This is a genomic window from Rhodococcus sp. APC 3903 (assembly GCF_030407755.1).
Taxonomy (GTDB): Bacteria; Actinomycetota; Actinomycetes; order Mycobacteriales; family Mycobacteriaceae; genus Rhodococcus_F; species Rhodococcus_F erythropolis.
Genome location: NZ_JASDCV010000006.1, coordinates 199,841 through 220,542 on the forward strand (window position 1 = coordinate 199,841; position 20,702 = coordinate 220,542).

The 20,702-nt window shown below is 62.0% G+C and carries 24 protein-coding genes; 11 read left to right on the forward strand and 13 right to left on the reverse strand.

Features of this window, described 5'->3' with window-relative positions; translation table 11 throughout:
• Positions 1-32: 32 nt before the first annotated feature.
• Both QMA15_RS10925 and QMA15_RS10930 read right to left on the reverse strand, forming a co-directional pair.
• Positions 33-1,463: an Ig-like domain-containing protein gene (locus QMA15_RS10925; RefSeq protein ID WP_279163251.1), complete on the reverse strand. Its 1,431-nt coding sequence runs from the start codon at positions 1,461-1,463 to the stop codon at positions 33-35.
• Between the two features lie 310 nt (positions 1,464-1,773).
• A complete protein-coding gene (locus QMA15_RS10930; protein ID WP_069146209.1) occupies positions 1,774-2,352 on the reverse strand; it encodes a hypothetical protein in 579 nt (192 codons plus the stop codon).
• A 127-nt stretch (positions 2,353-2,479) separates the two neighbouring features.
• Between QMA15_RS10930 and QMA15_RS10935 the strand changes: the two genes are divergently transcribed.
• On the forward strand, positions 2,480-3,250 hold the full coding sequence (locus QMA15_RS10935; RefSeq protein WP_029254824.1) for a DUF2993 domain-containing protein: 771 nt from the start codon (positions 2,480-2,482) through the stop codon (positions 3,248-3,250).
• Here the strand turns inward: QMA15_RS10935 and deoC are convergent.
• Complete coding sequence (gene deoC, locus QMA15_RS10940; protein ID WP_024488037.1) at positions 3,247-3,912, reverse strand: deoxyribose-phosphate aldolase; 666 nt, start codon at positions 3,910-3,912, stop codon at positions 3,247-3,249. The two genes, QMA15_RS10935 and deoC, sit on opposite strands and share 4 nt — an antisense overlap.
• A 64-nt stretch (positions 3,913-3,976) precedes the next feature.
• Here deoC and purU point away from each other — a divergent pair, with 64 nt between their 5' ends.
• Positions 3,977-4,864, forward strand: coding sequence for a formyltetrahydrofolate deformylase (gene purU, locus QMA15_RS10945; RefSeq protein ID WP_003941509.1), 888 nt, complete (start codon positions 3,977-3,979; stop codon positions 4,862-4,864).
• Here the strand turns inward: purU and QMA15_RS10950 are convergent.
• Positions 4,861-5,538 carry a GntR family transcriptional regulator gene (locus QMA15_RS10950; RefSeq protein ID WP_020968909.1) on the reverse strand — a complete coding sequence of 226 codons (678 nt, stop codon included), beginning with the start codon at positions 5,536-5,538 and terminating at the stop codon, positions 4,861-4,863. The two genes, purU and QMA15_RS10950, sit on opposite strands and share 4 nt — an antisense overlap.
• 174 nt (positions 5,539-5,712) lie before the next feature.
• On the opposite strand from QMA15_RS10950, the gene QMA15_RS10955 reads away from it, so the two are divergent.
• Genes QMA15_RS10955 through QMA15_RS10965 form a run of 3 tightly spaced genes read left to right on the forward strand, consistent with a single transcriptional unit; the run spans position 5,713 to position 8,611 of the window.
• Complete coding sequence (locus QMA15_RS10955) at positions 5,713-6,465, forward strand: aldolase/citrate lyase family protein (protein WP_020968908.1); 753 nt, start codon at positions 5,713-5,715, stop codon at positions 6,463-6,465.
• Positions 6,462-7,826: an MFS transporter gene (locus QMA15_RS10960; RefSeq protein WP_003941494.1), complete on the forward strand. Its 1,365-nt coding sequence runs from the start codon at positions 6,462-6,464 to the stop codon at positions 7,824-7,826. The genes QMA15_RS10955 and QMA15_RS10960 overlap by 4 nt, the downstream gene beginning before the upstream one ends.
• A complete protein-coding gene (locus tag QMA15_RS10965) occupies positions 7,814-8,611 on the forward strand; it encodes a carbon-nitrogen hydrolase family protein (RefSeq protein WP_290284416.1) in 798 nt (265 codons plus the stop codon). Before QMA15_RS10960 ends, QMA15_RS10965 begins: the two co-directional genes overlap by 13 nt.
• Here QMA15_RS10965 and QMA15_RS10970 read toward each other — a convergent pair.
• From QMA15_RS10970 to QMA15_RS10990, 5 genes are all read right to left on the reverse strand, one after another.
• Complete coding sequence (locus QMA15_RS10970; RefSeq protein ID WP_021333908.1) at positions 8,608-9,639, reverse strand: alpha/beta hydrolase; 1,032 nt, start codon at positions 9,637-9,639, stop codon at positions 8,608-8,610. The two genes, QMA15_RS10965 and QMA15_RS10970, sit on opposite strands and share 4 nt — an antisense overlap.
• 168 nt (positions 9,640-9,807) lie before the next feature.
• Entirely contained in the window at positions 9,808-10,104 is a 297-nt protein-coding gene (locus QMA15_RS10975) for a DUF2516 family protein (protein ID WP_003941505.1), read from the reverse strand.
• Between the two features lie 96 nt (positions 10,105-10,200).
• Positions 10,201-11,013, reverse strand: coding sequence for a heparin-binding hemagglutinin (locus QMA15_RS10980; protein ID WP_290284419.1), 813 nt, complete (start codon positions 11,011-11,013; stop codon positions 10,201-10,203).
• Positions 11,006-11,512, reverse strand: a complete 507-nt coding sequence (locus tag QMA15_RS10985; RefSeq protein ID WP_019744418.1) for a helix-turn-helix transcriptional regulator — start codon at positions 11,510-11,512, stop codon at positions 11,006-11,008. The genes QMA15_RS10980 and QMA15_RS10985 overlap by 8 nt, the downstream gene beginning before the upstream one ends.
• Before the next feature lie 103 nt (positions 11,513-11,615).
• Positions 11,616-12,896, reverse strand: a complete 1,281-nt coding sequence (locus QMA15_RS10990) for a DUF445 domain-containing protein (protein WP_046378191.1) — start codon at positions 12,894-12,896, stop codon at positions 11,616-11,618.
• A gap of 185 nt (positions 12,897-13,081) precedes the next feature.
• On the opposite strand from QMA15_RS10990, the gene QMA15_RS10995 reads away from it, so the two are divergent.
• Together QMA15_RS10995 and QMA15_RS11000 are read left to right on the forward strand one after the other, a co-directional pair.
• A complete protein-coding gene (locus QMA15_RS10995; protein ID WP_020906745.1) occupies positions 13,082-13,801 on the forward strand; it encodes a TetR/AcrR family transcriptional regulator in 720 nt (239 codons plus the stop codon).
• A gap of 57 nt (positions 13,802-13,858) precedes the next feature.
• Positions 13,859-14,713 carry a polyphosphate kinase 2 family protein gene (locus tag QMA15_RS11000; RefSeq protein ID WP_019744420.1) on the forward strand — a complete coding sequence of 285 codons (855 nt, stop codon included), beginning with the start codon at positions 13,859-13,861 and terminating at the stop codon, positions 14,711-14,713.
• Positions 14,714-14,729: 16 nt separating this feature from the next.
• Here QMA15_RS11000 and QMA15_RS11005 read toward each other — a convergent pair whose 3' ends face one another.
• Positions 14,730-14,951: a hypothetical protein gene (locus tag QMA15_RS11005; RefSeq protein ID WP_020968904.1), complete on the reverse strand. Its 222-nt coding sequence runs from the start codon at positions 14,949-14,951 to the stop codon at positions 14,730-14,732.
• 114 nt (positions 14,952-15,065) lie between these two features.
• Between QMA15_RS11005 and QMA15_RS11010 the strand changes: the two genes are divergently transcribed.
• A complete protein-coding gene (locus QMA15_RS11010) occupies positions 15,066-15,635 on the forward strand; it encodes a DUF2231 domain-containing protein (protein WP_020906743.1) in 570 nt (189 codons plus the stop codon).
• Between the two features lie 22 nt (positions 15,636-15,657).
• Here QMA15_RS11010 and QMA15_RS11015 read toward each other — a convergent pair whose 3' ends face one another.
• Entirely contained in the window at positions 15,658-16,071 is a 414-nt protein-coding gene (locus QMA15_RS11015) for a DUF6292 family protein (protein WP_003941464.1), read from the reverse strand.
• 120 nt (positions 16,072-16,191) lie between these two features.
• Here QMA15_RS11015 and QMA15_RS11020 point away from each other — a divergent pair, with 120 nt between their 5' ends.
• The gene (locus QMA15_RS11020; protein ID WP_020906742.1) at positions 16,192-17,460 is read left to right on the forward strand and encodes a glycosyltransferase; all 1,269 of its coding nucleotides are present in this window, start codon (positions 16,192-16,194) and stop codon (positions 17,458-17,460) included.
• Between the two features lie 71 nt (positions 17,461-17,531).
• Here the strand turns inward: QMA15_RS11020 and QMA15_RS11025 are convergent, their stop codons facing one another.
• Complete coding sequence (locus QMA15_RS11025; protein ID WP_020968900.1) at positions 17,532-17,975, reverse strand: STAS domain-containing protein; 444 nt, start codon at positions 17,973-17,975, stop codon at positions 17,532-17,534.
• 391 nt (positions 17,976-18,366) lie between these two features.
• On the opposite strand from QMA15_RS11025, the gene QMA15_RS11030 reads away from it, so the two are divergent.
• Entirely contained in the window at positions 18,367-18,798 is a 432-nt protein-coding gene (locus tag QMA15_RS11030; protein ID WP_020968899.1) for an anti-sigma factor, read from the forward strand.
• Complete coding sequence (locus tag QMA15_RS11035; protein WP_020906739.1) at positions 18,795-19,589, forward strand: RNA polymerase sigma factor SigF; 795 nt, start codon at positions 18,795-18,797, stop codon at positions 19,587-19,589. The genes QMA15_RS11030 and QMA15_RS11035 overlap by 4 nt, the downstream gene beginning before the upstream one ends.
• 15 nt (positions 19,590-19,604) lie before the next feature.
• Here the strand turns inward: QMA15_RS11035 and QMA15_RS11040 are convergent, their stop codons facing one another.
• Positions 19,605-20,645, reverse strand: a complete 1,041-nt coding sequence (locus QMA15_RS11040) for an NAD(P)-dependent alcohol dehydrogenase (RefSeq protein WP_019744429.1) — start codon at positions 20,643-20,645, stop codon at positions 19,605-19,607.
• Positions 20,646-20,702: the final 57 nt, after the last annotated feature.

Sequence of the window (20,702 nt, forward strand, 5' to 3'; positions counted from 1 at the left end):
GAAGCGGGCGGGGCATCACCGGGTATCGATTGCTAGGAGCCGAAGATGTTGCCGAGGCTGCCGAGCGAACCGGTGCCGTTGCCTGGTTCTTCACCGTCGACCGGTGCGGCGATCTGGACGGAGACCTGATCGGAGGATGCCGTCACTGTGCCGGCGCCCGAGTACTCCGCCGCGACAATTCGCTGACCCTGAGTTGCGGGCTTCCACGAAAGGCTGGCCTTTCCGGATGAATCGACCGTAGCCGTGCCGATGACGGTCTCGCCGTCCTTGAAGGTGACTGTGCCACCGGCATTTGCAGGACTGATCTGAGCGGAGATCGTCTGTGCAACGCCGACCTGGCCCGCTACTACGCTGAGATCTGTTGTGGAGCTAGTTGTTCCGGCGGGCTGTTCGGCGACTGTCACATTCGCGGTGGTACTCGACCCGGTGACGCCGGATCTGCCGGCGAACACAGCCTCGACGTTCTGCGCACCGGCAACCGTCGGAACCCAGGCGTAGGTCGCTTCACCGTTGCCTGCCACCGGCACCGAAGCGAGCACCGTGCCGCCGACCTTGAACGTGACCGTTCCACCGGTGCCCGACGCGGATACAGTCGCTTTGAGAGTGGTCGACTTGCCGACCTGCGCGCCCGAGATCGGCGCCAGCGTCGTACTGGACTGAGCATCGGCCTGCGAAACGTTCACGATCAGCGCTGCCGAAGCGGAACCGACGGCACGCGCCGTGTCGGCGAACTTCGCTGTGATCGAGTGATCTCCACGGGTGGTCGGTGTCCAGGCAAGTGTTGCAACACCATTGGCGAGCGCGCCCGCACCGATCTTGGAACCTGCGTCGAAGAACTCCACCGAATCACCGTCGGCACCACCGGTCACCGTCGCACTCAACGTCACCGGCTGCCCCACCTGAGCGCCACTGACCGGTGACACGGCCGTCGTCGAGACGTTCTTCTGAACATTGATCGACGGGCCACGACCATTCGTCGTGTCGTCAACGAACACCGTCCCGTCGAAATGCACCGTCGTCGACAAATTGGTACCACGAGCACAATCCGCGCCGACGCGATACTGGAATTCGAACGTCTTGACGTCACCGCCCCACATCGGCCACTCCGTAGCACCCGCACTCAACCGAACAGAATCAGTAGCCACCTCGTTGACACGGAACGCACTACCGTTCACCGTCGCCGAACCATCGACATACGTCATACACGCCGGATGAAAATCGCGCACCGCATACAGATTGTGAACCCCAGCAGTTCGCTTGAACACCGTCTTCGACGTGATCACATCACCCTCGGACGGCGTGCCGTTACTGATCGTCCGAGTCACCTTGTACCCATCGGAATTGAACTCAGCCGTCACCGGAGCCGCACCAGCAACCCCGACACCCGCCACCACCGCGAACCCCGCAGCAACAGCAAACGCACTCAAACCACCGACAATACGACGAACACCACTCACGGACATCCACATCCCTCTCGCACACGGGAGCAGACAGCCGTCCAGGACAAGCGTCCGTCTGCTTTTGATGCCGTGACGTTATCCCATTGACTGTAAAGTAACTACGCTTTTCGCCGAATTAGTTCATCGCCGACATCACCAAGCTGCAGCGATCATGGGTCGAAAGTCCCGAAGTACTGGTGCAGATATCGCTCCACCTGGACTGAAGTCAGAATATTCGCCCCGAAGTAGCGCATTTCAAATCTCTGATATTGGTCTCATATTCGATTTCGAACGTGATGCCAGAAGGTCGCAGAAGCTCAAAATACTATCTCGACTACAGGCTTGCGGCGAGCGCCAACTCCACTCGGACGGCAACGTCGATGCTCGCGTTTTCACACGAGAGATACAACTCGTGCGCGTCGAGTCGACCTATCGCTACCGCATCGGCGACTACTTCGTTGAGCAGAACTTGAGAAATTCCACCGGATGCGAGGTCGTGCACGGTGCGCAAAGGCGTGGTGATGCGGATGGGTCCGATCTGTTCGCACTCGTCGTCCGCGAGCGGCAGTCGGTGCAGGGCGACTTGGCGGGTCGGCGCCGCGAGTGGGTGCGCTGTCGAGAGATGAATAAAGCGAGGTTGCAGGTGCCCGAGGCCATGTAGATCTGCGGCGCTGTAATGCGAGACGGTGGCGCTACCGGCGAACCACGTGCACCACTTCGCAAATTCGTCCAAGGCAGTATGTCTGACGCGTTCGAGGCGAAAGAGTCCGCGGCACTCACATGTCCATGTTCCGGATTCCGCCATCTCCTCCATCGACGCCAGACCGAAACCCAGTTCGGACGCTTGGAGAGCCGTGACGAATCCACACTGTCGCAGCGCCAGCAGCTCGAGTGATTCGTAGTCCGAAGCCATGACCACCTCCGGTGACCGTCGAAAACGCCGTTTCGAACAGACTACGGGCGACTGTGTCGCGCATCACAGGAATGAGGAAGTGCGTATTCACAGAGTTCGTTCAGACTCGTCGGGAAGAATCTGGCGAATGACTGTCGCAGCGAACAACCCTCGTCCGCGCAACCGAGTGCTCGTCATCCTTCTCGTGGTGATCGCCGTGCTCGTGGCGGCACTCGTCGGTGGAGAACTGTACGTACGCAACCAGGTGAAGACCTGCATGGCCGATCAGTTCCAGAGCGAACTGGGATCCCAGGTCGACGTCGGGTTGAGCTGGAAGCCCGTACTCCTGCAGGCAGTCGACAAGAAGGTGCCGTACATCAGCATCGACAGTGACGACTCTTCGTTCGGCCCCGCAACGGGCATGCAGGTTCACGCGAAGGTGAACGACATCAACTTGCAGCCCTCGGCGGGTAACAGCGGCACCATCGGCAGCTCCAGCGCCGACGTCACCTGGTCTACGGCAGGCATTCTCGCCACCTTGCAGGAGCAGACCTTCGGTGGCCTCGTCTCCGGCGTCACCGCCGACTCGAGCGCCGGAACACTCGCGTTCGACGTCGGACCGGTCGGGCTCGCGAAGCTCACGGTCAAGCCCACCGTCACCAACGGTGTGGTCGACGTTCAGACCGTCGGCGCCGAGATTCTCGGATTGGGTCTGCCGACAGACCTGGTCGACGGCATCGTCCAGACACTCACCGACAGCCTGCAGACGTACCCGCTGGACATGAAGCCCACCAAGCTGACCGTCACCGACGACGCAATCCAGATCTCACTGGAGGGCGGCGCTTACGCCATGCCCGTCGCCGACGCGAACAACCAGAACGCCTCGGCGGTGCCGGACAGCTGCGGCCTGCTGACCTAGTCGGTCAGACCGTCCAATACTGCTCGGGTTCCGGACAATCCGAGACGGGTGGCGCCGGCCGCAATCATGTCGAGTGCGGCCTGCGTCGTACGTATTCCGCCACTGGCCTTGACTCCCACGCCTGGGCCGACCGTCCGTGCCATCAGTTCGACGGCCTCGACCGTCGCCCCACCCGCGGGATGGAATCCGGTGGAGGTCTTGACGAAATTCGCCCCGGCGCGCACGGCCGCGCGGCAGCATTCGACGATGGCCTCGTCGGACAGAGCAGCGGTTTCGAGGATCACTTTGAGGATCGCACTCTCCCCCATCGCCTCACGGACGGTGAGGATGTCTGCGAGCACAGCGCTGTAGTCTCCCGCGACCGCCGCTCCCACGTCGATGACCATGTCGATCTCGGCTGCGCCCTGATCGACGGCCAGTCGCGCCTCGGCACCCTTGACCAGTGAATGATGCTTCCCCGACGGGAATCCGACGACGGCCGCCGTCACCAGTCCGTCGGCGCGAATCGGCAACATCGACGGCGAGACACAGACGGCCAGCACACCGAGGCTGCGTGCCTCGTCGATCAGGGCGGTCACATCGGCCGCGGTGGCTTCGGGTTTGAGGAGAGTGTGGTCCACCATCGCGGCAACCTGGGAACGAGTGAGTGCAGCTTCAGACATGATGGAAAGCTTGGCACACCACCACGCGACCGTCGCCGCAGCCGCACCTGAGAGACTAGGCCGCATGACCGCTGCACCTTCGATCGACGATCGTCGCTATGTTCTGTCCCTCGGCTGCCCCGACACCACGGGCATCGTCGCACGCATCTCGACCTTTCTCACCGACGTCGGTGGATGGATCGTGGAGGCCGCATACCACGCCGATGCCGACACCGGATGGTTCTTCACGCGTCAGGCGGTCCGTGCGTCGTCTGTGAGCATGAGCATCGACGAGCTTCGTGAACGTTTCAAAGCTGTTGCGGCCGAGATCGGTCCGGAAACCGAGTGGACTCTTCACGACTCCGGCGCACCCAAGAAGATCGTGCTGCTCGTGAGCAAGGAAGGTCACTGCTTGCATGACCTCCTGGGCCGCGCCGCGGGCGGAGAACTTCCGGCAGAGATCAGCGCCGTCATCGGAAATCACGAGGACCTGCGCAGTGTCACCGAGCGCCACGGGATCGACTTCCACCACGTTCCGTTCGCCAAGGACCCGGCCGAACGGGGACCGTCCTTCGAGAAGGTCCGCGCCCTGGTCGACGCTCACAACCCCGATGCCGTGGTTCTTGCACGCTTCATGCAGGTGCTTCCCGAATCACTGTGCGAGCACTGGGCCGGCCGCGCGATCAACATCCACCACAGCTTCTTGCCGTCGTTCATCGGTGCCCGCCCCTATCACCAGGCGTTCGCCCGCGGCGTGAAGTTGATCGGCGCCACCTGCCACTACGTGACCGCCGAACTCGATGCCGGTCCGATCATCGAGCAGGACGTGATCCGCGTCGACCACGCCGACGATGTCGCCGACATGGTCCGCCAGGGTCGAGACATCGAAAAGCTCGTGCTCTCACGCGGACTGCGCTGGCACCTCGAGGATCGTGTGCTGGTCCACGGGCGCAAGACGGTCGTATTCAGCTAAGGCTGATCGGCAGGCAAAAGGGCAAGGACCTCCGGTACCGGCCGGAGGTGTGCGGCCAGAATTTCGAGAGCCTTGTCTGCATCGGATTCGTCCAGCGCCTCAACCAAGGCACGATGCTGCGCATTGATCGTGTCCAGGCGGTGCGGTCCCACGTTCAGGGCGCGCACCGCAACTCTCTGTTGCCGTGACCGGAGCGACTCGTAGAGTTCGGTCAGTACCGAGTTCTGTGCAGCTCTGACCATCGCAAGATGGAATTGCCGGTCGAGACCGGAAACCTCGAACCAATCACGTTCGCGCCCTGCAGCTTCCATCGGTTCGATCAGCTCGATCATTGACGTCGGCGCGCCGAAGCCTCGGGCACACAGCACCGTCACCGCGTGACCCTCGATCAGTTGCCGGCTCTGGTAGACCTCTTCGAGCTCACGGGCTGTCACGGTTCGGACCTGCGCGCCCTTGCGCGGCAGGAGAGTGATGAACTTTTCGGCGGCCAGCCGATGGAATGCCTCTCTGACCGGCGTACGGGACACCCCCATGGTCCCGGAGACCCACAGCTCGTCCAGGAATCGCCCCCCTTCGATCGATCCACGAATGATCTCGTCCCGCAACCAGACGTAGACGCGGTCGCGTGCCGGCCCCTGGGTGGCTGACGGGTCGGCAGTTGCCGGTGTCGACATCACAATCCCTTCGCACTGGCGTCCGCCGGGTTGACGAACTTGTAACAAATTCATCATACCGACTCTGGACACACCAAGTATTCTCTGTGTATACATGACGTATACGACAGCTGTGCGGGTCGTCACACCGATCAGATCAGTCGTAAAATCCCTACTGCCAAGGAGCCCACCAGCATGTTCAGCACTCCCGCCGACCGCCGTCACGCGATCTGGCTGTCCGATCCAAGCTTTGCCGCAGCAGAAATTGCGCGTGGGCTCGGCTACGGCGCGGTGATCCTCGACATCGAACACGGGTCGTTCGACCTTGCCGACCTCGAGCGATTCATCCCCTTCCTTCGCGGCCTGGACATGGAGGTTCTCGCGAAAGTACTGGGACCCGAGCGCGGACCCATTCAGCAGGCTCTCGACTTCGGCGCCACTGCCGTTGTCATTCCGCACATCGAAAATGCTTCCCATGCAAAGGAAGTCACTGCGTTCGCCAAATTCCCACCGCTAGGCGACCGTAGTTTCGCCGGCGGGCGCACGACCAACTACGGCGGTTTCACCGACGACTGGGTCCGTCGCCAGGACACCTTCACCCGTTGCTACCCGATGATCGAGGATGCCGGAGCAATCGAGAACATCGCAGACATCCTGGCACTGGACACCGTCGACGGCGTCTTCGTTGGCCCGTCCGATCTTTCGCTGCGCCGAGAACGCGGTGCATACACACGTACCGAGGGCGATTTTGCCGACCTCGCTATCGTTGCCGCAGCGGCAGCCGAAGCAGGCAAGCCGTGGGTACTGCCGGCGTGGAGCGTGGAAGAGAAAGAATTTGCCGTCCGACACGGCGCTGATCAGATGGCGTTGATCATGCAGCACGGTGCCCTCGCTGCCGGCTTTGCCGGACCGCTCGATCAGATCACTCGGATTCGGGAGTCTCGATGACAACACAAACCTCGGAACCCGGCTCGTCACCGATAAAGGCGGCCGTCCCGCCGAAGATCGGCCGTGCCCGTTGGGGTATCGCCGGAGTTCTCGGCGTCGGCATGTTCGTCAACTACATCGACCGCGTGAACCTCTCCATTGCCGCACCGGAGATCATGCGCGACTTCGACATCAGCGCTTCGCAAATGGGAATGGTCTCGTCCGCGTTCCTGTGGACGTACGCCATGCTCCAGATGCCGATCGGTTCGTTCATCGACCGCATCGGCGTGCGGTGGGTCAATCGAGCTGCCGCGTTTCTCTGGGCCGTGGCGTCGTTCGCCTCCGCTGCGGCAGGTGGACTGGGAATGCTCCTGGTCGCCCGACTCGTCCTCGGTGTCGGCGAAGCGCCTACTGTCCCGGCCGGCTGGAAAGCAATCGGCCAATGGTTCCCGAAGCAGGAGCGTGGGACCGCGACTTCCATCTTCGACGGGTGTGCCAAGATCTCGAACGTGATCGGCATCCCGATCATGGCGTTCTTGGTCACGACGTTCAGCTGGCACGCGGCCTTCATCTTCACCGGCATCCTCTCCGTGGCCTACCTCGCGATTTGGTGGCTGCTGTATCTGACGCCCAAAGAGGCACTGGCGAAAGGTCGGCTGAGCCAAGCGGAGTTCGACTACATCCGCGAGGGCGGCGCCGAAGACGAGGACGCAGAAACCAGCGGTTCGCTCAATGGTCTGGGCTACCTCCTGCGGCGACGCAAGACTTGGGGACTCGCACTCGGGTACGCGTCCTATACGTACGCCTACTACGTGCTCTTGACCTGGCTCCCCGCCTACTTGGAGAAGAGTTTCGGGGTCAACCTCCTCAAGGGCGGCATCTACACGATGATCCCGTGGCTCGTCGCCGTGATCGCACAGTTCCTCATCGCCGGCATCCTGATGGACAGGTGGTTGGCCAAAACGGGTGACGTCACCAAGGTCCGCCGTACGGTCCTCGTGGTCAGCCTCCTGGCATCACTTGCTGTCACGGGAGCGGCATACGCGGGATCGATCGCAGTCGCCCTGATCTTCCTCTCGATCGGAGCAGCAGGACTGGCAGTGTCGGTCCCCGCAGGTTCGTCCATCGTGGCGCTCATTGCGCCTGAGGGATACACCGGGTCGCTCGGCGGCATCGTCAATTTCGTGGCGAATCTGCTCGGAATCGCGGCGCCCATCGTGACCGGCATGGTGGTCGACGCCACCGGTTCGTTCGCCGGCGCGTTCATCGCGACCGGTGCGGTACTCATCGGCGGAATCTTCTGTTACACCGTGGTGCTCGGCAAGATCGAGAGAATGCCGGCGCCCCAAGCCCAGAAAGGCACAACCACATGGTCGACGTAGCAATCGCACAGTACGCCCCAGGACTCGACAAGCAGTCGAATCTCGAGCAACTCACGAAACTGGCGAGCGAAGCGGCGGAATCCGGCGCTCGCATCGTGGTCGCTCCCGAGTACGCGATGTTCACGGCTCCGAGCATCGACTCACGTTTCGTCTTGACCGCCGAGTCGCTCGACGGCGAATTCGTCTCAGCGCTGGCAGACCTCGCAACAACTCTCGGCATTCACATAGTCGCCGGGATCAACGAGGCAGTTACGGGCTCCGACAGGATCTCGAACACCTTGGTCGCCCTGGCCCCGAAACTCGGTGTCGTTGCGATCTACCGAAAGCTGCACCTGTACGACGCTTTCGGTTACAAGGAATCGGACGTCGTCCGTGCCGGTGAGATTCACGACCCCGAAACCTTTGTCGTGGAAGACGTCCGGTTCGGTCTTCAGACTTGCTACGACCTTCGCTTCCCGGAAACGACACGACGGATCGTCGATGCAGGCGCCGACGTTCTCCTCCTCCCGGCAGAGTGGGTGCCCGGCCCGTTGAAGGAAGATCACTGGACAACTCTCGTCCGCGCCCGCGCGATCGAGAACACGATCTACGTCGCGGCGGCCGACCAATGCGCACCGGCGGGATCAGGCGCGAGCATGATTGTGGATCCGATGGGCGTCATCGTCGCATCTCTGGGAGAACGCGTGGGTATGGCGACTGCAACCGTCTCCCTCGAACGAATCGCGGAGGTTCGGATGAAGAATCCGGCTCTCGAACTACGCAGATTCGGAGTCACCGCGCGCTAGAGATTGCGCAGTCGCACGATTTCCTTGTCGAACTCGTCGATATTCTCGATCGACGACATGTGACCGACGCCCGGCAACACGATCAACCGTTCGAGGTTGCCGGCGTCGTCGAGGACCTGCGCAAGCTTGCGCGCATGGACCGGCGGAGTGAGCCGATCGAGCGAACCGACGAGCACGGTGGTCGGCACTTCGAGATTGTCGAGTCCCTCGTGAATGTCGAGGGTGCTCAGCGCTGCTCCCCAACCGCCACGAATACGCGGCTTGCACTCACGAACGATGTTCTCGCAGAACTGAATCTCGGCCTTGGTCGCGTTCGGTGACATCGAGACGTACTGGATCGCCTTCGTCATGGCGCCCGAGGAGACAAACGGAACGGGCGAACTGAGGATGGCGCGGCCCACGGGGACCGGCACCCGAGGAAAGCGATTGGGCAGTGGGATGACCGTGGTCTCGGCGATCAACCTTTCACTCGCGGTGCTCGCGAGCATGACCGCCGACGCGTACTTCTTGACCTCGTCGGGGTGACGACCAGCCCAGGCGATGATGCTCATCCCGCCCATGCTGTGACCGACGATGACCGCCTTCTTGTCCTCGCGAACCGTGGCTGCCAGCACGGCAGAAAGGTCGTCGGCGAGGACGTCCGGGCCGAGCGGAAGATTACCGACGGTGCTGCGTCCGTGACCGCGCTGATCGTAGGTGATGACGCGATATTCACCGGCAAGCGCATTGACCTGCGGGTACCAGAATTCGGTTGAGCACGTCCAGCCGTGACTGAGAACGATCGGATCGCCGTCGACGGGACCGTAAGCCCGGACATTGATGATCGCACCGTCGTCGGTGGTCAGTTCGCTGATATCAGCTTTGAGCGTCGGAGTCTTAAGGAGTGCGTTGGGCTCGACGTCGCTCGAAAGAGTCAACCCTCGCGTGGATCGCCGATGACGGATCCCAGCGACTGCCGCGACGAGTGCTCCCACTCCGACGGCGCCTGCCAGTACTCGAAGCTCTGTGGTGCGCGAACGACTGGACATGCATTTACCCCTGACTGCTGCTGACGACAGACGGATGCAATCTATGTGTGACTGCCGTTAACCGACACTATCACTCGAACAACGCGCGTTGTCAGCGTTGGAGCGAAGAGTGGGGCAACACACGGTGACCTGGAACCGCGTCACCGGATGAGCAGAAACCGCGGCCCACTACCAGCGGGAACCGCCATGCTGGATGTCGTCCACGCGCGGTCGAACGTCGACGAGATATACACACACTGCAACAACCGCGATGATGCCCAGGAGACCGACTGGGGATGTCGCCAGCAGGATCAACGCCGCAACGATCAGAATTCCGAGCCAGATCGGCTTGGTCAATTTGTTGACCGCGGTAAAGGCGTCCGGACGCTGCCTGACGGCATGAACGATCGCGTAGACAGCACCCACCAACGCGAGCACTTTGAGTGCGAGAAAGATCAGACCGACTAGCCCATCGACTTGAGTCACAACTACATCCTAAGTTCTCATCCGGTTCCCGACGAACACGAAGGCTCCCACACTCGGCTGAGCGCGGGAGCCTTCGTCAGGTGGAGCTGGGCAAAATCAGGCCTTCTTGGCCGGAGCAGCCTTCTTGGCCGGAGCCGGCGCGGTGGCCTTTGCCGGAGCAGCCTTGGCCGGAGCAGCCTTCTTGGCGGCGGTGGTCGCGCGCTCCTGGACGTCGGAAGCGGCAGCGGTCACGCGAGCGGCAGCTTCCTTGGAAGCCTCGTCTGCCTGGTCACCGAGGTCGAGGACCTTCAGTGCTGCCTCGTCGCCTGCGTCGGCGATCTTCTCGCCGGCGTCAGCGATCTTCTCCCCGACCTCTTCTGCGGTGTCGGAGATGCGTCCGGCAGCGCGGCCGGCCAGCTTGGCAGCCTGCTCGCCCACGGCGCGCGTCTGACGAGCAACGGTTCCGAGTGCGTCTTCGGTCAGCTCGACGGCGTCGCCGAGTGCCGACTCTGCAGCAGCGATGCCCTCTTCGACTGCGGGCTGCTTGCGGATGCGCTCGACTGCGTCTTCGCCGCGCTCTGCGAGGGAGTTGTACAGATCGCCGGCAACCTTGAGGTATGCCTCGGCGACCTTGCGGAGTTCCTCGGGTGCGAACTTCTCTCGCAGCTCGGCGAGCTCTTCGGGCAGCTCGGACGGCAGGCCGGCGAGACGCTCGCGCAGTGCCTCGACGCTCTCGGCAACGTCACCCTGAACGGAAGCGAGCTTCTCGCGGGCACCGTCGACACGGCCGTTGACGTCACCCTGGGTGTTCTCGGCGCGCTCACGAACCTGAGCGACTACATCGGCCACGGCCTGGACAACCAGGTCGCCTGCGCCGACAGCGGCGTAGAGCGAGGTCTTGACGCTGTCGATGGCGTTCTTGTCAGTCATCTTGTTCTCCTAGTGAAGTCTCGGTGTCTGGAATTGCGGCCGATTCAGCGAAATCGGGCGCTGCGGCTGGTCTGGACGACTCGTTCTCGCGACAGAACGAATCGTAGATTTCGAGCAGTACTTGCTTCTGCCGTTCGTTGATGGCCGTCTCGGCCAACACCGCGTCCCTGATGGGACTGTGCGGGCGTTGTTCGAGATATCCCGCTTGGACGTACAGGACTTCTGATGAGACTCGAAGACCCTTGGCGATTTGCGCCAGTACGTCTGCCGACGGTTTACGCAATCCGCGTTCGATCTGACTCAGATACGGATTGCTGACGCCGGCGAGTTGAGCAAGTTGGCGCATCGAAACTTGGGCGGCTTCCCGCTGTGCACGAATGAACCCCCCGATGTCGTGTGCCGCAGAGCTGACGACGCGAGCTGCCAAGTCGCTTGCTCCGGCTGCGGCACCGGATAATTCACGATCTCCGTCATCGGAGTTCGTCGACTTCGCTGGCATTGCGTCCTCCCTTTCCAGTGGACATTTCCCAGGATAGGAGAGGGTGCTAACTATTGCAAGCACTACTGCTAGCACTCGTGGTGGACGTCACATACCGGACAGCTCAGCCGAAGATGAGCGTCGAAATCGTGTAGATCAGCAGCCCGGCGATCGAGCCGACAACGGTGCCGTTGATACGGATGAACTGAAGATCTCGACCGACCTGCAGCTCGATCTTCTGGCTCGCTTCGTCGGCATCCCACCGCTCGACCGTGTCACTGATGACTCCGGTGATCTCGTCGGTGTAGTTCTCCGCGATGTACTTGGTGCCCTGCACCAGCCAGCCGTCGACCTTCTCACGCATGGATTCGTCGTCTCGCAGCCTGATTCCGAAGCCGGCCACGTTCTCGGCGACCTTGGTCCGCAGGGTGCTGTTCGGATCGTCGACCGACTCCATGATGAGGCGCTTGGCGACCTGCCACGTCGAGGACGCCAGACCCGTCACTTCCTCGCGGCCCATGATCTCCGCCTTGATCCCTTCGGCCTTCTTGATGGTCTCCGGGTCGTTCTGCAGATCATCGGCGAAATCGATCAGAAAGCGGTTGGCGGCGAGACGTACCTCGTGTTCCGGGTTGGAACGGACCTTCCAGGTGAACTCGACGAGTTCCTTGTATATCTTCTCCCCCAGCATCGCGTCGACGAATTTCGGCGACCACGCCGGCGAATCGCGAACGATCACACGGTCGATCGTCTCCTGGCTGCCGAGTGCCCACTGATGCGCGCGCTCGGCAAGCAATTCGATGATCGGCAGTTGCTTGTTGTCCTTGAGCAACTCCCCGAGCACTCGGCCGATCGGCGGTCCCCACATGGGCTCGGCCAGCCGCTTCACGATCGTGTTGTCGATGATCTGGGCAATGTCCTCGTCGCGAAGAACCTCGACCATCCCGCGCAATACCGTCGACGTCTCGGCGGCGACGCGAGCGGCATTGGCAGGTTCAGCCATCCACGTACCGAGGCGGAGCGGAATCTGCGCCTGCTGCACCTTGGCCGACACAACCTCGGGAGCCAGGAAGTTCTGACCGACGAACGAGCTCAAACTGGCTCCGAGCTGGTCTTTCTTACGCTTGATGATGGCAGTGTGCGGGATGGGAAGCCCCATCGGATGACGGAAGAGCGCGGTGACGGCAAACCAGTCGGCAAGCGCGCCGACCATGCCCGCCTCGGACGCGGCCCGGACGTACCCGACCCACTCTCCGGCGCCGCGGGATTCCTGCCACCGGCAGAAGATGTAGACCACCGTCGCGAAGCCGAGGAGGCCAGTGGCGAAGACTTTCATCTTGCGAAGGTCCCGACGCTTGGCGGCGTCGTCGAAGGCGGAGAGGCTCAGTTGCTGCACCCTCGCCATTGTGCCGAAAGGTGTGACGCGGCGTAGCGCGAGCGACACGATGTCCGATTCGCTAGGACTTAATCCCCCGAACCGCGGATGTGAGTGCCCGAGATAAAGGCACGGACATTAAGCTGGACCGGAAAGTAGACCGATCGGACGTGGCTCGCACCACAGATATGAGATGACTCGTGGCCAAGAATGCCGTGCAGGACAACGAGCAGGTAGACGGCCCAGTCGTTGCTGATGCGAAGCCCGAGAAATCCGACGGTCGCAAGCGTCGGTGGCGCGAACACAAGATCGCTCGCCGCGAGGAACTCGTCGACGGCACCATCGCTGCTATCCGGGCCCGCGGCCGTGAGATCGGCATGGACGAGATCGCGTCCGAGATCGGTGTGTCCAAGACCGTGCTCTACCGGTACTTCGCCGACAAGAGCGACCTCACCACCGCCACGATGATGCGGTACGTCGAGACCATCCTGTCGCCGCGTATCTACGAAGCGATCAGCGGTGATCTCGACGATTTCGAACTCACCCAGGCCAGCATCACCGCGTACGTCGAGACGGTGGCATCCGACCCCGACATCTACCTCTACGTCATGGCCAACGGCGCCGGCGCCAACCGCGACGTCGTTGCCGATTCCGAGCGCATGATCGCCGAATTGCTCTCCACGGTGTTGGGCAATCGTCTTCGCGAGATGGAGATGGATTCCGGCGGTTCCCTGCCGTGGGCGTTCGGGATCGTCGGCGGAATTCAGCTCGCGACGCACTGGTGGATCTCCAACAAGTCGATGTCCGCAGAATCGCTGATCGACTACCTCACCATGATGACGTGGGGCGGCATCACCGGCATTGCTGCGGTCAACGGATCACCGGCCAAGTTCAAGTCGGTTCCGCATCCCCTCGTCAAGCCTGCCGAGGACTGACTCGCCCGAGACCGAACTTTCGAGCCACAGGGGTCGATCCTGTGGCACTCTTTCGGCATGGCACAAGACTCGCTGTGGGAAACACCGGCCGCCAAGACACTGCGGGCGGAGCCCGGGTTCGAACTCGATCAACTCGATCGCAACAGCACTCCGGGATTCACCGGAAACAAAGCTGACGGCGAACGTCTACTCGAGGAGCGCGGCGCGGTCCTGTCCGACCTGCAGGAGTTGCTCTACGCCAACGGCAGGTCCGGGGACAGCCGTTCCATCCTGCTGGTCCTGCAAGGAATGGACACCGCAGGCAAGGGTGGCATGGTCCGACACGTGATCGGTCACGTGGATCCTTCGGGAGTTCAGCACGCGGCCTTCGGCGTCCCGACCGAAGAGGAAAAGCAACATCACTACCTCTGGCGGATCAAGAAGGAACTCCCCCGCGGCGGCTATCTCGGTGTGTTCGATCGCTCCCACTACGAGGACGTCCTGGTCGTGCGCGTCCACGATCTTGTCCCTGAGGATGTCTGGAGCGCACGCTACGACGAGATCAACCAGTTCGAGAAGGAACTCGTCGACGCCGGAACCACCATCGTGAAGGTGGCGATGTTCGTCTCGCTCGACGAGCAGAAGAAGCGGCTCGAAGAGCGGCTCGACCGCCCGGACAAGTACTGGAAGTACAACCCGGGTGACGTGACCGAACGCGGTTTGTGGCCTGCCTATCAACAGGCGTATCAGGCAATGCTCGACAAGACGTCGACCGAGCACGCGCCGTGGTACGTCGTGCCGTGTGATCGGAAGTGGTACAGCCGAATTGCGGTCACGGAGCTACTGATCGACGCTCTGGAAAAGCTCGATCTCGACTGGCCGCCTGCCAACTTCGACATCGAGGCGGAGAAAGCGCGACTGGCACAGTCCTGATCAGAAGCAGTCCTGATCAGAACAGGTGTGGGGATTCGCGGTGCACTTTGTGGTCGTGATGAACGGTGCTGGTGTACAGGGCAACCGCCAGTCCGATGGACGCGACGCCGGCGAGCCCGGCAATCAACGCCCAACCACCGTGCCCTGAACCGGCGGCCACGAGAAAGCTGCCGAGACAGACAACTGTGGCCAGCACCAGGAAATACGACGCCCACGCTGCAAAGAGATTGAGCTTCATCGTTCGCTCCTCCGGTCGGATCTCTTTCGTTTCGACCGTACGCCGGAGCATGACGGTCGACAAGACACTCCTGTCGTGAGGTTTCCCGACGTCTACGCCGGGTAGCCGAATTGCATGGACATCGGAACTCTTTACCGCGGAATCGAATCGGCGCGCGGACTGGACGGTCCGTCCACTGGCATCAGACGCCGAATCCTCCAGATCACCGAGCGATCCGACAGATCGCGTACTGTCGCCGCACTTCTGCGCGGCGCCCTCGTCGGGCATCCCATCCATCCCGCCCTCGTGACCATTCCCGCGGGCGCGTGGACGGCTTCGCTGATCTTCGACGTGTCAGGCGATCCGCAGACTGCACGACGGTTGATCGGGCTCGGACTGGTCTCGACGCCGCCGGCTTTGCTGACAGGCTGGCTGGACTGGTCCGAACGTGGCGACGTCGCACGCCGTGTGGGGCTGGTACACGCCGCATCGAATGCTGTGGGGATCTGGTCTTTTGCCGCGTCGTACAGGCTACGCGGCAAGGATTCACTCGCGCTGGCGCGAGTTCTGTCGGTGCTGGGGCTCACCGCGGTCGGTGTCGGTGGCGCGCTCGGCGGTCACATCGTTTTCAAACTCATGGACGATCCTGCCGTCGAGGCTGCAGCGACTCCGGTTCTCGATCCCATCCTGGACGTGGTCAACTGAGCTGATCGGACCTCAATACTATTCAGGCGTAAGCACTTCCGGAGTAGCTCCGTAGTTCTCGCGCGGTCTCGTCCGAATCCGCCAGTGGCCTGTTCATGACCCAGTGCGGGCTGCGCGTGCCCAGTGTCGCGGCAAAGTCGGCGACGGCGTCCGGGGTCGGCACTGCGTGTTCGCCCAGATATCCGAGAACGATGAGGTCCTCCCCTGAACGAGTCTCCACGGCCAGGGCCCAACCGCACGTCTCCTCCCACAGCAACGCCACCTCACGCCCAGGGAAACGCGGCACAGTTCGATCCAACGCGATGTAGGCCTCCAGAGGATGCTCGCGCCTGCAACACCATTGCTCTATGCCGGCCCCCACGCCGACCGCCACCCGTTGTACGTACCGCTCGAACCCGAGTCCGACGGTTGCGTCGACCAGCATTTGTTCTGTCATCGAACCTCACTCCTCGCCATCGTGTTTGGAATGTGCCCAGCGCTGACCGCGCCGAAACCCGGTTCAGATCACGGACTCCGGGTATCCCCAGACGAACCGATCAAGTGGAGAGGGGACCCGATGAAGTACTCGCCCGCTATGGCTCCCGGACGAATGCTGAAGATCTCCATGGTGTCGGTGAACGCCGATCCACTCGCACCGGTGGGCTGCTCGGCAGCCGGTGCACAGAACCTGCACGTCGACGAACTGTCCGCGGCCCTGGTTCGCGCCGGACACGATGTCACCGTCTTCACCAGGCGGGCACACGTCGGTGGACCGGACCGCGTTCGCGCCCGCGCCGGGTACTCCGTCGACTATCTCGAAGCCGGCCCGACACATGCTCTCCCGGACGCCGAAATACTCCCCCACCTGGGCACCTTTGCCAGCATTCTGCGCGCTCAGTGGAGTACCGACCGACCCGATGTGGTGCACTCGCACTTCTGGATGTCTGGTGTGGCAACGGAACTCGCGACCCGCTCACTCGGCATCCCTGTACTTCAGACATTCCATTCCCTGGGATCTGCGGCGCACCGACACCTCGGAGCAGCCGACGACAGCCCCTCGGAGCGGACTCACCTGGAACCGTTGATCGCCAGGGGCGCAACCCATGTCATCGCGACAAGTTCGGACGAAATCTTCGATCTGGTTCGGCAGGGATCACCACGATCACGGACCACGATGGTGCCCTCGGGTGTCGATACCGAAGCGTTCACCCCGGAGGGACCCGCCGCGAAGAAGACCGCGCCGCACCGATTGATCTGCGTCGGAAGGCTGGTGGAGCAGAAGGGCTTCGATGTTGCCGTCGCCGCGCTGGCTTCACTGCCGGACACGGAGTTGGTGGTGATCGGCGGGCCACCCGTCGCGCAACTGAGCACCGACGAGGTTGCGATCCGCTTGGTCAAGCTCGCCGAGCGGCTCGGCGTCGCAGATCGAGTCCAATTACTGGGACGGGTTCCGCACCGCCAACTACCGAAACTGATGCGGTCGGCCGACGCCCTCGTATGCACCCCCAGATACGAACCTTTCGGAATCGCGGCGCTGGAAGCGATGGCGTGCGGAGTTCCTGTAGTCGCGACTCCTGTTGGCGGACTGCGGGATACGGTGATCGACGGACTCACGGGGCGTCGGGTGCCGGTGAACAGCCCCGTGGAAACCGCGCGCGCGGTCCGGCATCTTCTGGACGACGAAGACGAGGGCGCGGCGTTTGCACGGCAGAGTCGGGCCCGAGCGTGCGAATCGTATTCATGGGATCACGTCGCCACCGAGGTGGTCCGAACCTACGGCCGCTGCGTCACAGCACCGCCGAGAGCCCGCCAACACAAGGGCACTCACCGAAGTGAAGTGCACTGACGCTGACGGGCTCTACGAAGCTGATTTCTCGAAACTGTAGGTGACTCGAAACTATCGGCGAAAGGGCGGTATCAAGCCGGGAAACGTCGGGTCTCTTCGAGTCCGATTGCATGATCCAGCGACTCGTAGCAGGCAAACATCGACTCCTGACCAGCTGCTTTGAGTAGCCTCTGAACCGGGCGGGCGCAGACGAGCGCGAGTGTGCCGCCCACGTCGCGTGATCGCGTCGACAGGACCGACAGCACGGACAAGCCGCACGTCCCCATGAATTCGAGTTCGGAGAGATCGACAACCAGCGTCCGGTCCGCGGCAACGTGGTACGTCAAGAAGTCACGAAAAGCATTGGCGCTCATCAGGTCGATCTCGCCACGAACGTGGATCACAGCGGTATGTGCACTGATGCGGTGCGCGTGAAACGATGCGGTCGCTGTCCCGGTCGCGGGAGGTCCGTAATCTACCGATCCCTTCGCCGCGTTCGTAAAGCCTGAAATAGATGATCCTGGAACAACAGTCATGGTTCTCCCATCCCGCAACGGTTTACACTCTGCAAAAGAGAAGGGACCTCCGAAGGAGCCGCACGATGAACGGGTCTCCAGAATTACGGATAAATCCCTCATCGGCTGTGTGCTCAACCTCGGTTTGAAACAGTACGCCAGCATGACCGGCGTCACAAGTGCGTTGCGACCATTCGTTTCGGTGTTCCGAACAAAAATGTGGTTTGGTCTGCGGTTCCGCGAGGTAATCCGATGTTGCGATCGCCAACGGTCGTGAGCAGAATCGTGTCGTTTACCCCGGCACCACCATCGACCAAATTTCGTGTTCGGGGGTCACTGTGAAGGTCGAGATGGGTATCGTTCTCGGCACCAGACTTCACCGCGACCCCTGGTACGACGATCCGGAGAACTTATGGCACACCTCAGCGCACTCGAGCCCGATCAGGATCAGACTCAGCCAGTTGTGGAGTTGAGGATTCAAGCGACTCTCGATCAGCTGTCGATTTTGCGTGCACTGGCCGCCACTGTTGCCATTCAGGAAAACTTCGACCTCGACGCCATTGCCGACATCAAATTGGCCATGGACGAAATCTGTACGCATCTGATTGTTCGTGCTGCGCCTGATTCGGTTCTGGTGTGTCGGTTCGTGTTCACTCCCCCGCAACTGCACGTATCCGTATCGACGACAACCACGGAGTACGAGGACAGCACTCAGCGATCGTTCGGGTGGCACATCCTCACCGAACTCACCGATTCGATTTCACTCGACCAGGAAGAGAACCTGGGCGGCGTCGGCTACATCACGACCATGAAGTTCACCAAGGCCCTCAGCGGGCGCCTGTGACCGCTTCCGCAGACGGCCCGTCACGCCCGCGCCGGCGGTCCACCGACGAATATCGGGACGTCATACCCGTTTTCGAGGAAATGCGGACCCTCGAGCCCCACAGTCCGGAGTACGAACGAGTGCGCACCGCACTGATCACCAGGTGCCTACCGTTGGCCGAACACATCGCCAGACGATTCGACGGGCGCGGCGAGGCACACGACGATCTGGTTCAGGTGGCGCGCCTCGGTCTGGTCAACGCCGTCGACCGTTTCGATTCCACGCGCGGATCCGATTTCGTCTCGTTCGCGGTTCCCACCGTGATGGGCGAAGTTCGACGACACTTCCGCGACACCGGTTGGGCATTGCGGGTTCCACGCCGGATGAAGGAGTTGCACTTCCAACTCGGGCAAGCCATCAGCGAGCTGTCACAACAACTCGGGCACGCGCCGACCGTCGACGAGTTGGCCGAGACGTTGGGGATCGAACGTGAAGAAGTTGCCCAGGCGTTGATCGCCGGCAACGCGTACCAGACCGTCTCGGTCGACGGTGCCGCGTCCAATCACACCGACGATCTTCCGCTCGTGGAAACACTCGGTGACTACGACGCAGCACTCGAGAACGTCGAGAATCACGAGGCCTTACGTCCACTTCTCGACAAGCTGCCCGAACGAGAGCGGACGGTGTTGATGCTCAGATTCTTCGGAAACCTGACGCAGACACAGATCGCCGAGAAAGTCGGTGTGTCCCAGATGCACGTGTCGAGATTGCTCGCGAAGACATTGAGTAATCTTCGCGAGCAACTCGACTGAACGTGACTGAGGTGGTCAGATTGTTGCGGTGTCGATCACGAATCGGTATCGAACGTCGCTCTTGATCACGCGCTCGTAAGCGTCGTTGATGTCGCTCGCCGGAATCAGTTCGATTTCTGCGCCGATGCCGTGCTCGGCGCAGAAGTCGAGCATCTCCTGTGTCTGCGGGATGCCGCCCACCATGGAGCCGGCGAGGCTACGACGGTTTGCGGCGAGCGAGAATGCTCGAACTTCGATCGGCTTCTCCGGCAGGCCCAGTTCGACGAGCGTGCCGTTGATGGCGAGCAAGGACATGTAGGCGTCGATATCGAGATTGACCGAGACCGTGTTGAGGATCAGGTCGAACTCGCCGCGAAGAGCCTTGAACGTCTCACGGTCATTGGTCGCGTAGTAGTGATCGGCGCCGAGACGAAGGCCGTCTTCCTTCTTGCCGAGCGTCTGGCTCAGGACGGTAACTTCCGCGCCGAGCGCCTTGGCGATCTTCACACCGACGTGACCGAGGCCGCCGAACCCGATGATGGCGACCTTCTTGCCGGGGCCGGCATTCCAGTGCCGCAGCGGTGAGTACAAGGTGATGCCGGCGCACAGCAGCGGCGCGGCAACGTCGAGTTCGATGCCCTCGGGGATCGAGAGAACAAAATGCTCGGTGACGACGATGTGCGTCGAGTAGCCACCCTGAGTGCGCTCGCCGTCGCGTCCGGTGGCGTTGTATGTACCGGTCACACCCTTGCGGCAGTACTGCTCTTCGCCGGCCAGGCAGGCGTCGCACTCTCCGCAGGAGTCGACGAAGCAGCCGACGCCCACGCGGTCGCCGACTTTGTGCTTGGTGACATCCGAACCCACCGCGGCGACGACGCCGGCGATTTCGTGTCCGGGGACGATCGGGTACTTGGCTCCGCCCCACTCGTTGCGAGCGGTGTGGATGTCGGAGTGGCAGATGCCGGCAAATTTGATGTCGATGAGAATGTCCAGTGGACCGAGCTCGCGGCGTTCGACGGTGGTCTTCTCGAGCGGACCGTCAGCGGACGTCGCGGCGTAAGCAGCAGCAGTAACCATGCACACATGCCTACCCGTGCATGGAGGGACCTGCAAATCGCAGGCCCCTCCATGACG

Coding starts and splice junctions, on each gene's coding strand:
- QMA15_RS11040 (WP_019744429.1), bottom strand. CDS start 20,645: ATGGTTACTGCTGCTGCTTACGCCGCGACGTCCGCTGACGGTCCGCTC.
- purU (WP_003941509.1), top strand. CDS start 3,977: ATGACCGCTGCACCTTCGATCGACGATCGTCGCTATGTTCTGTCCCTC.
- QMA15_RS10990 (WP_046378191.1), bottom strand. CDS start 12,896: ATGGCGAGGGTGCAGCAACTGAGCCTCTCCGCCTTCGACGACGCCGCC.
- QMA15_RS11000 (WP_019744420.1), top strand. CDS start 13,859: ATGGCACAAGACTCGCTGTGGGAAACACCGGCCGCCAAGACACTGCGG.
- QMA15_RS11020 (WP_020906742.1), top strand. CDS start 16,192: ATGAAGTACTCGCCCGCTATGGCTCCCGGACGAATGCTGAAGATCTCC.
- QMA15_RS11025 (WP_020968900.1), bottom strand. CDS start 17,975: ATGACTGTTGTTCCAGGATCATCTATTTCAGGCTTTACGAACGCGGCG.
- QMA15_RS10960 (WP_003941494.1), top strand. CDS start 6,462: ATGACAACACAAACCTCGGAACCCGGCTCGTCACCGATAAAGGCGGCC.
- QMA15_RS10935 (WP_029254824.1), top strand. CDS start 2,480: ATGACTGTCGCAGCGAACAACCCTCGTCCGCGCAACCGAGTGCTCGTC.
- QMA15_RS10925 (WP_279163251.1), bottom strand. CDS start 1,463: ATGTCCGTGAGTGGTGTTCGTCGTATTGTCGGTGGTTTGAGTGCGTTT.
- QMA15_RS11010 (WP_020906743.1), top strand. CDS start 15,066: ATGGACATCGGAACTCTTTACCGCGGAATCGAATCGGCGCGCGGACTG.
- QMA15_RS10930 (WP_069146209.1), bottom strand. CDS start 2,352: ATGGCTTCGGACTACGAATCACTCGAGCTGCTGGCGCTGCGACAGTGT.
- QMA15_RS10970 (WP_021333908.1), bottom strand. CDS start 9,639: ATGTCCAGTCGTTCGCGCACCACAGAGCTTCGAGTACTGGCAGGCGCC.
- QMA15_RS11015 (WP_003941464.1), bottom strand. CDS start 16,071: ATGACAGAACAAATGCTGGTCGACGCAACCGTCGGACTCGGGTTCGAG.
- QMA15_RS11005 (WP_020968904.1), bottom strand. CDS start 14,951: ATGAAGCTCAATCTCTTTGCAGCGTGGGCGTCGTATTTCCTGGTGCTG.
- QMA15_RS10985 (WP_019744418.1), bottom strand. CDS start 11,512: ATGCCAGCGAAGTCGACGAACTCCGATGACGGAGATCGTGAATTATCC.
- QMA15_RS10950 (WP_020968909.1), bottom strand. CDS start 5,538: ATGTCGACACCGGCAACTGCCGACCCGTCAGCCACCCAGGGGCCGGCA.
- QMA15_RS10955 (WP_020968908.1), top strand. CDS start 5,713: ATGTTCAGCACTCCCGCCGACCGCCGTCACGCGATCTGGCTGTCCGAT.
- QMA15_RS11030 (WP_020968899.1), top strand. CDS start 18,367: ATGGCACACCTCAGCGCACTCGAGCCCGATCAGGATCAGACTCAGCCA.
- QMA15_RS10965 (WP_290284416.1), top strand. CDS start 7,814: ATGGTCGACGTAGCAATCGCACAGTACGCCCCAGGACTCGACAAGCAG.
- deoC (WP_024488037.1), bottom strand. CDS start 3,912: ATGTCTGAAGCTGCACTCACTCGTTCCCAGGTTGCCGCGATGGTGGAC.
- QMA15_RS10980 (WP_290284419.1), bottom strand. CDS start 11,013: ATGACTGACAAGAACGCCATCGACAGCGTCAAGACCTCGCTCTACGCC.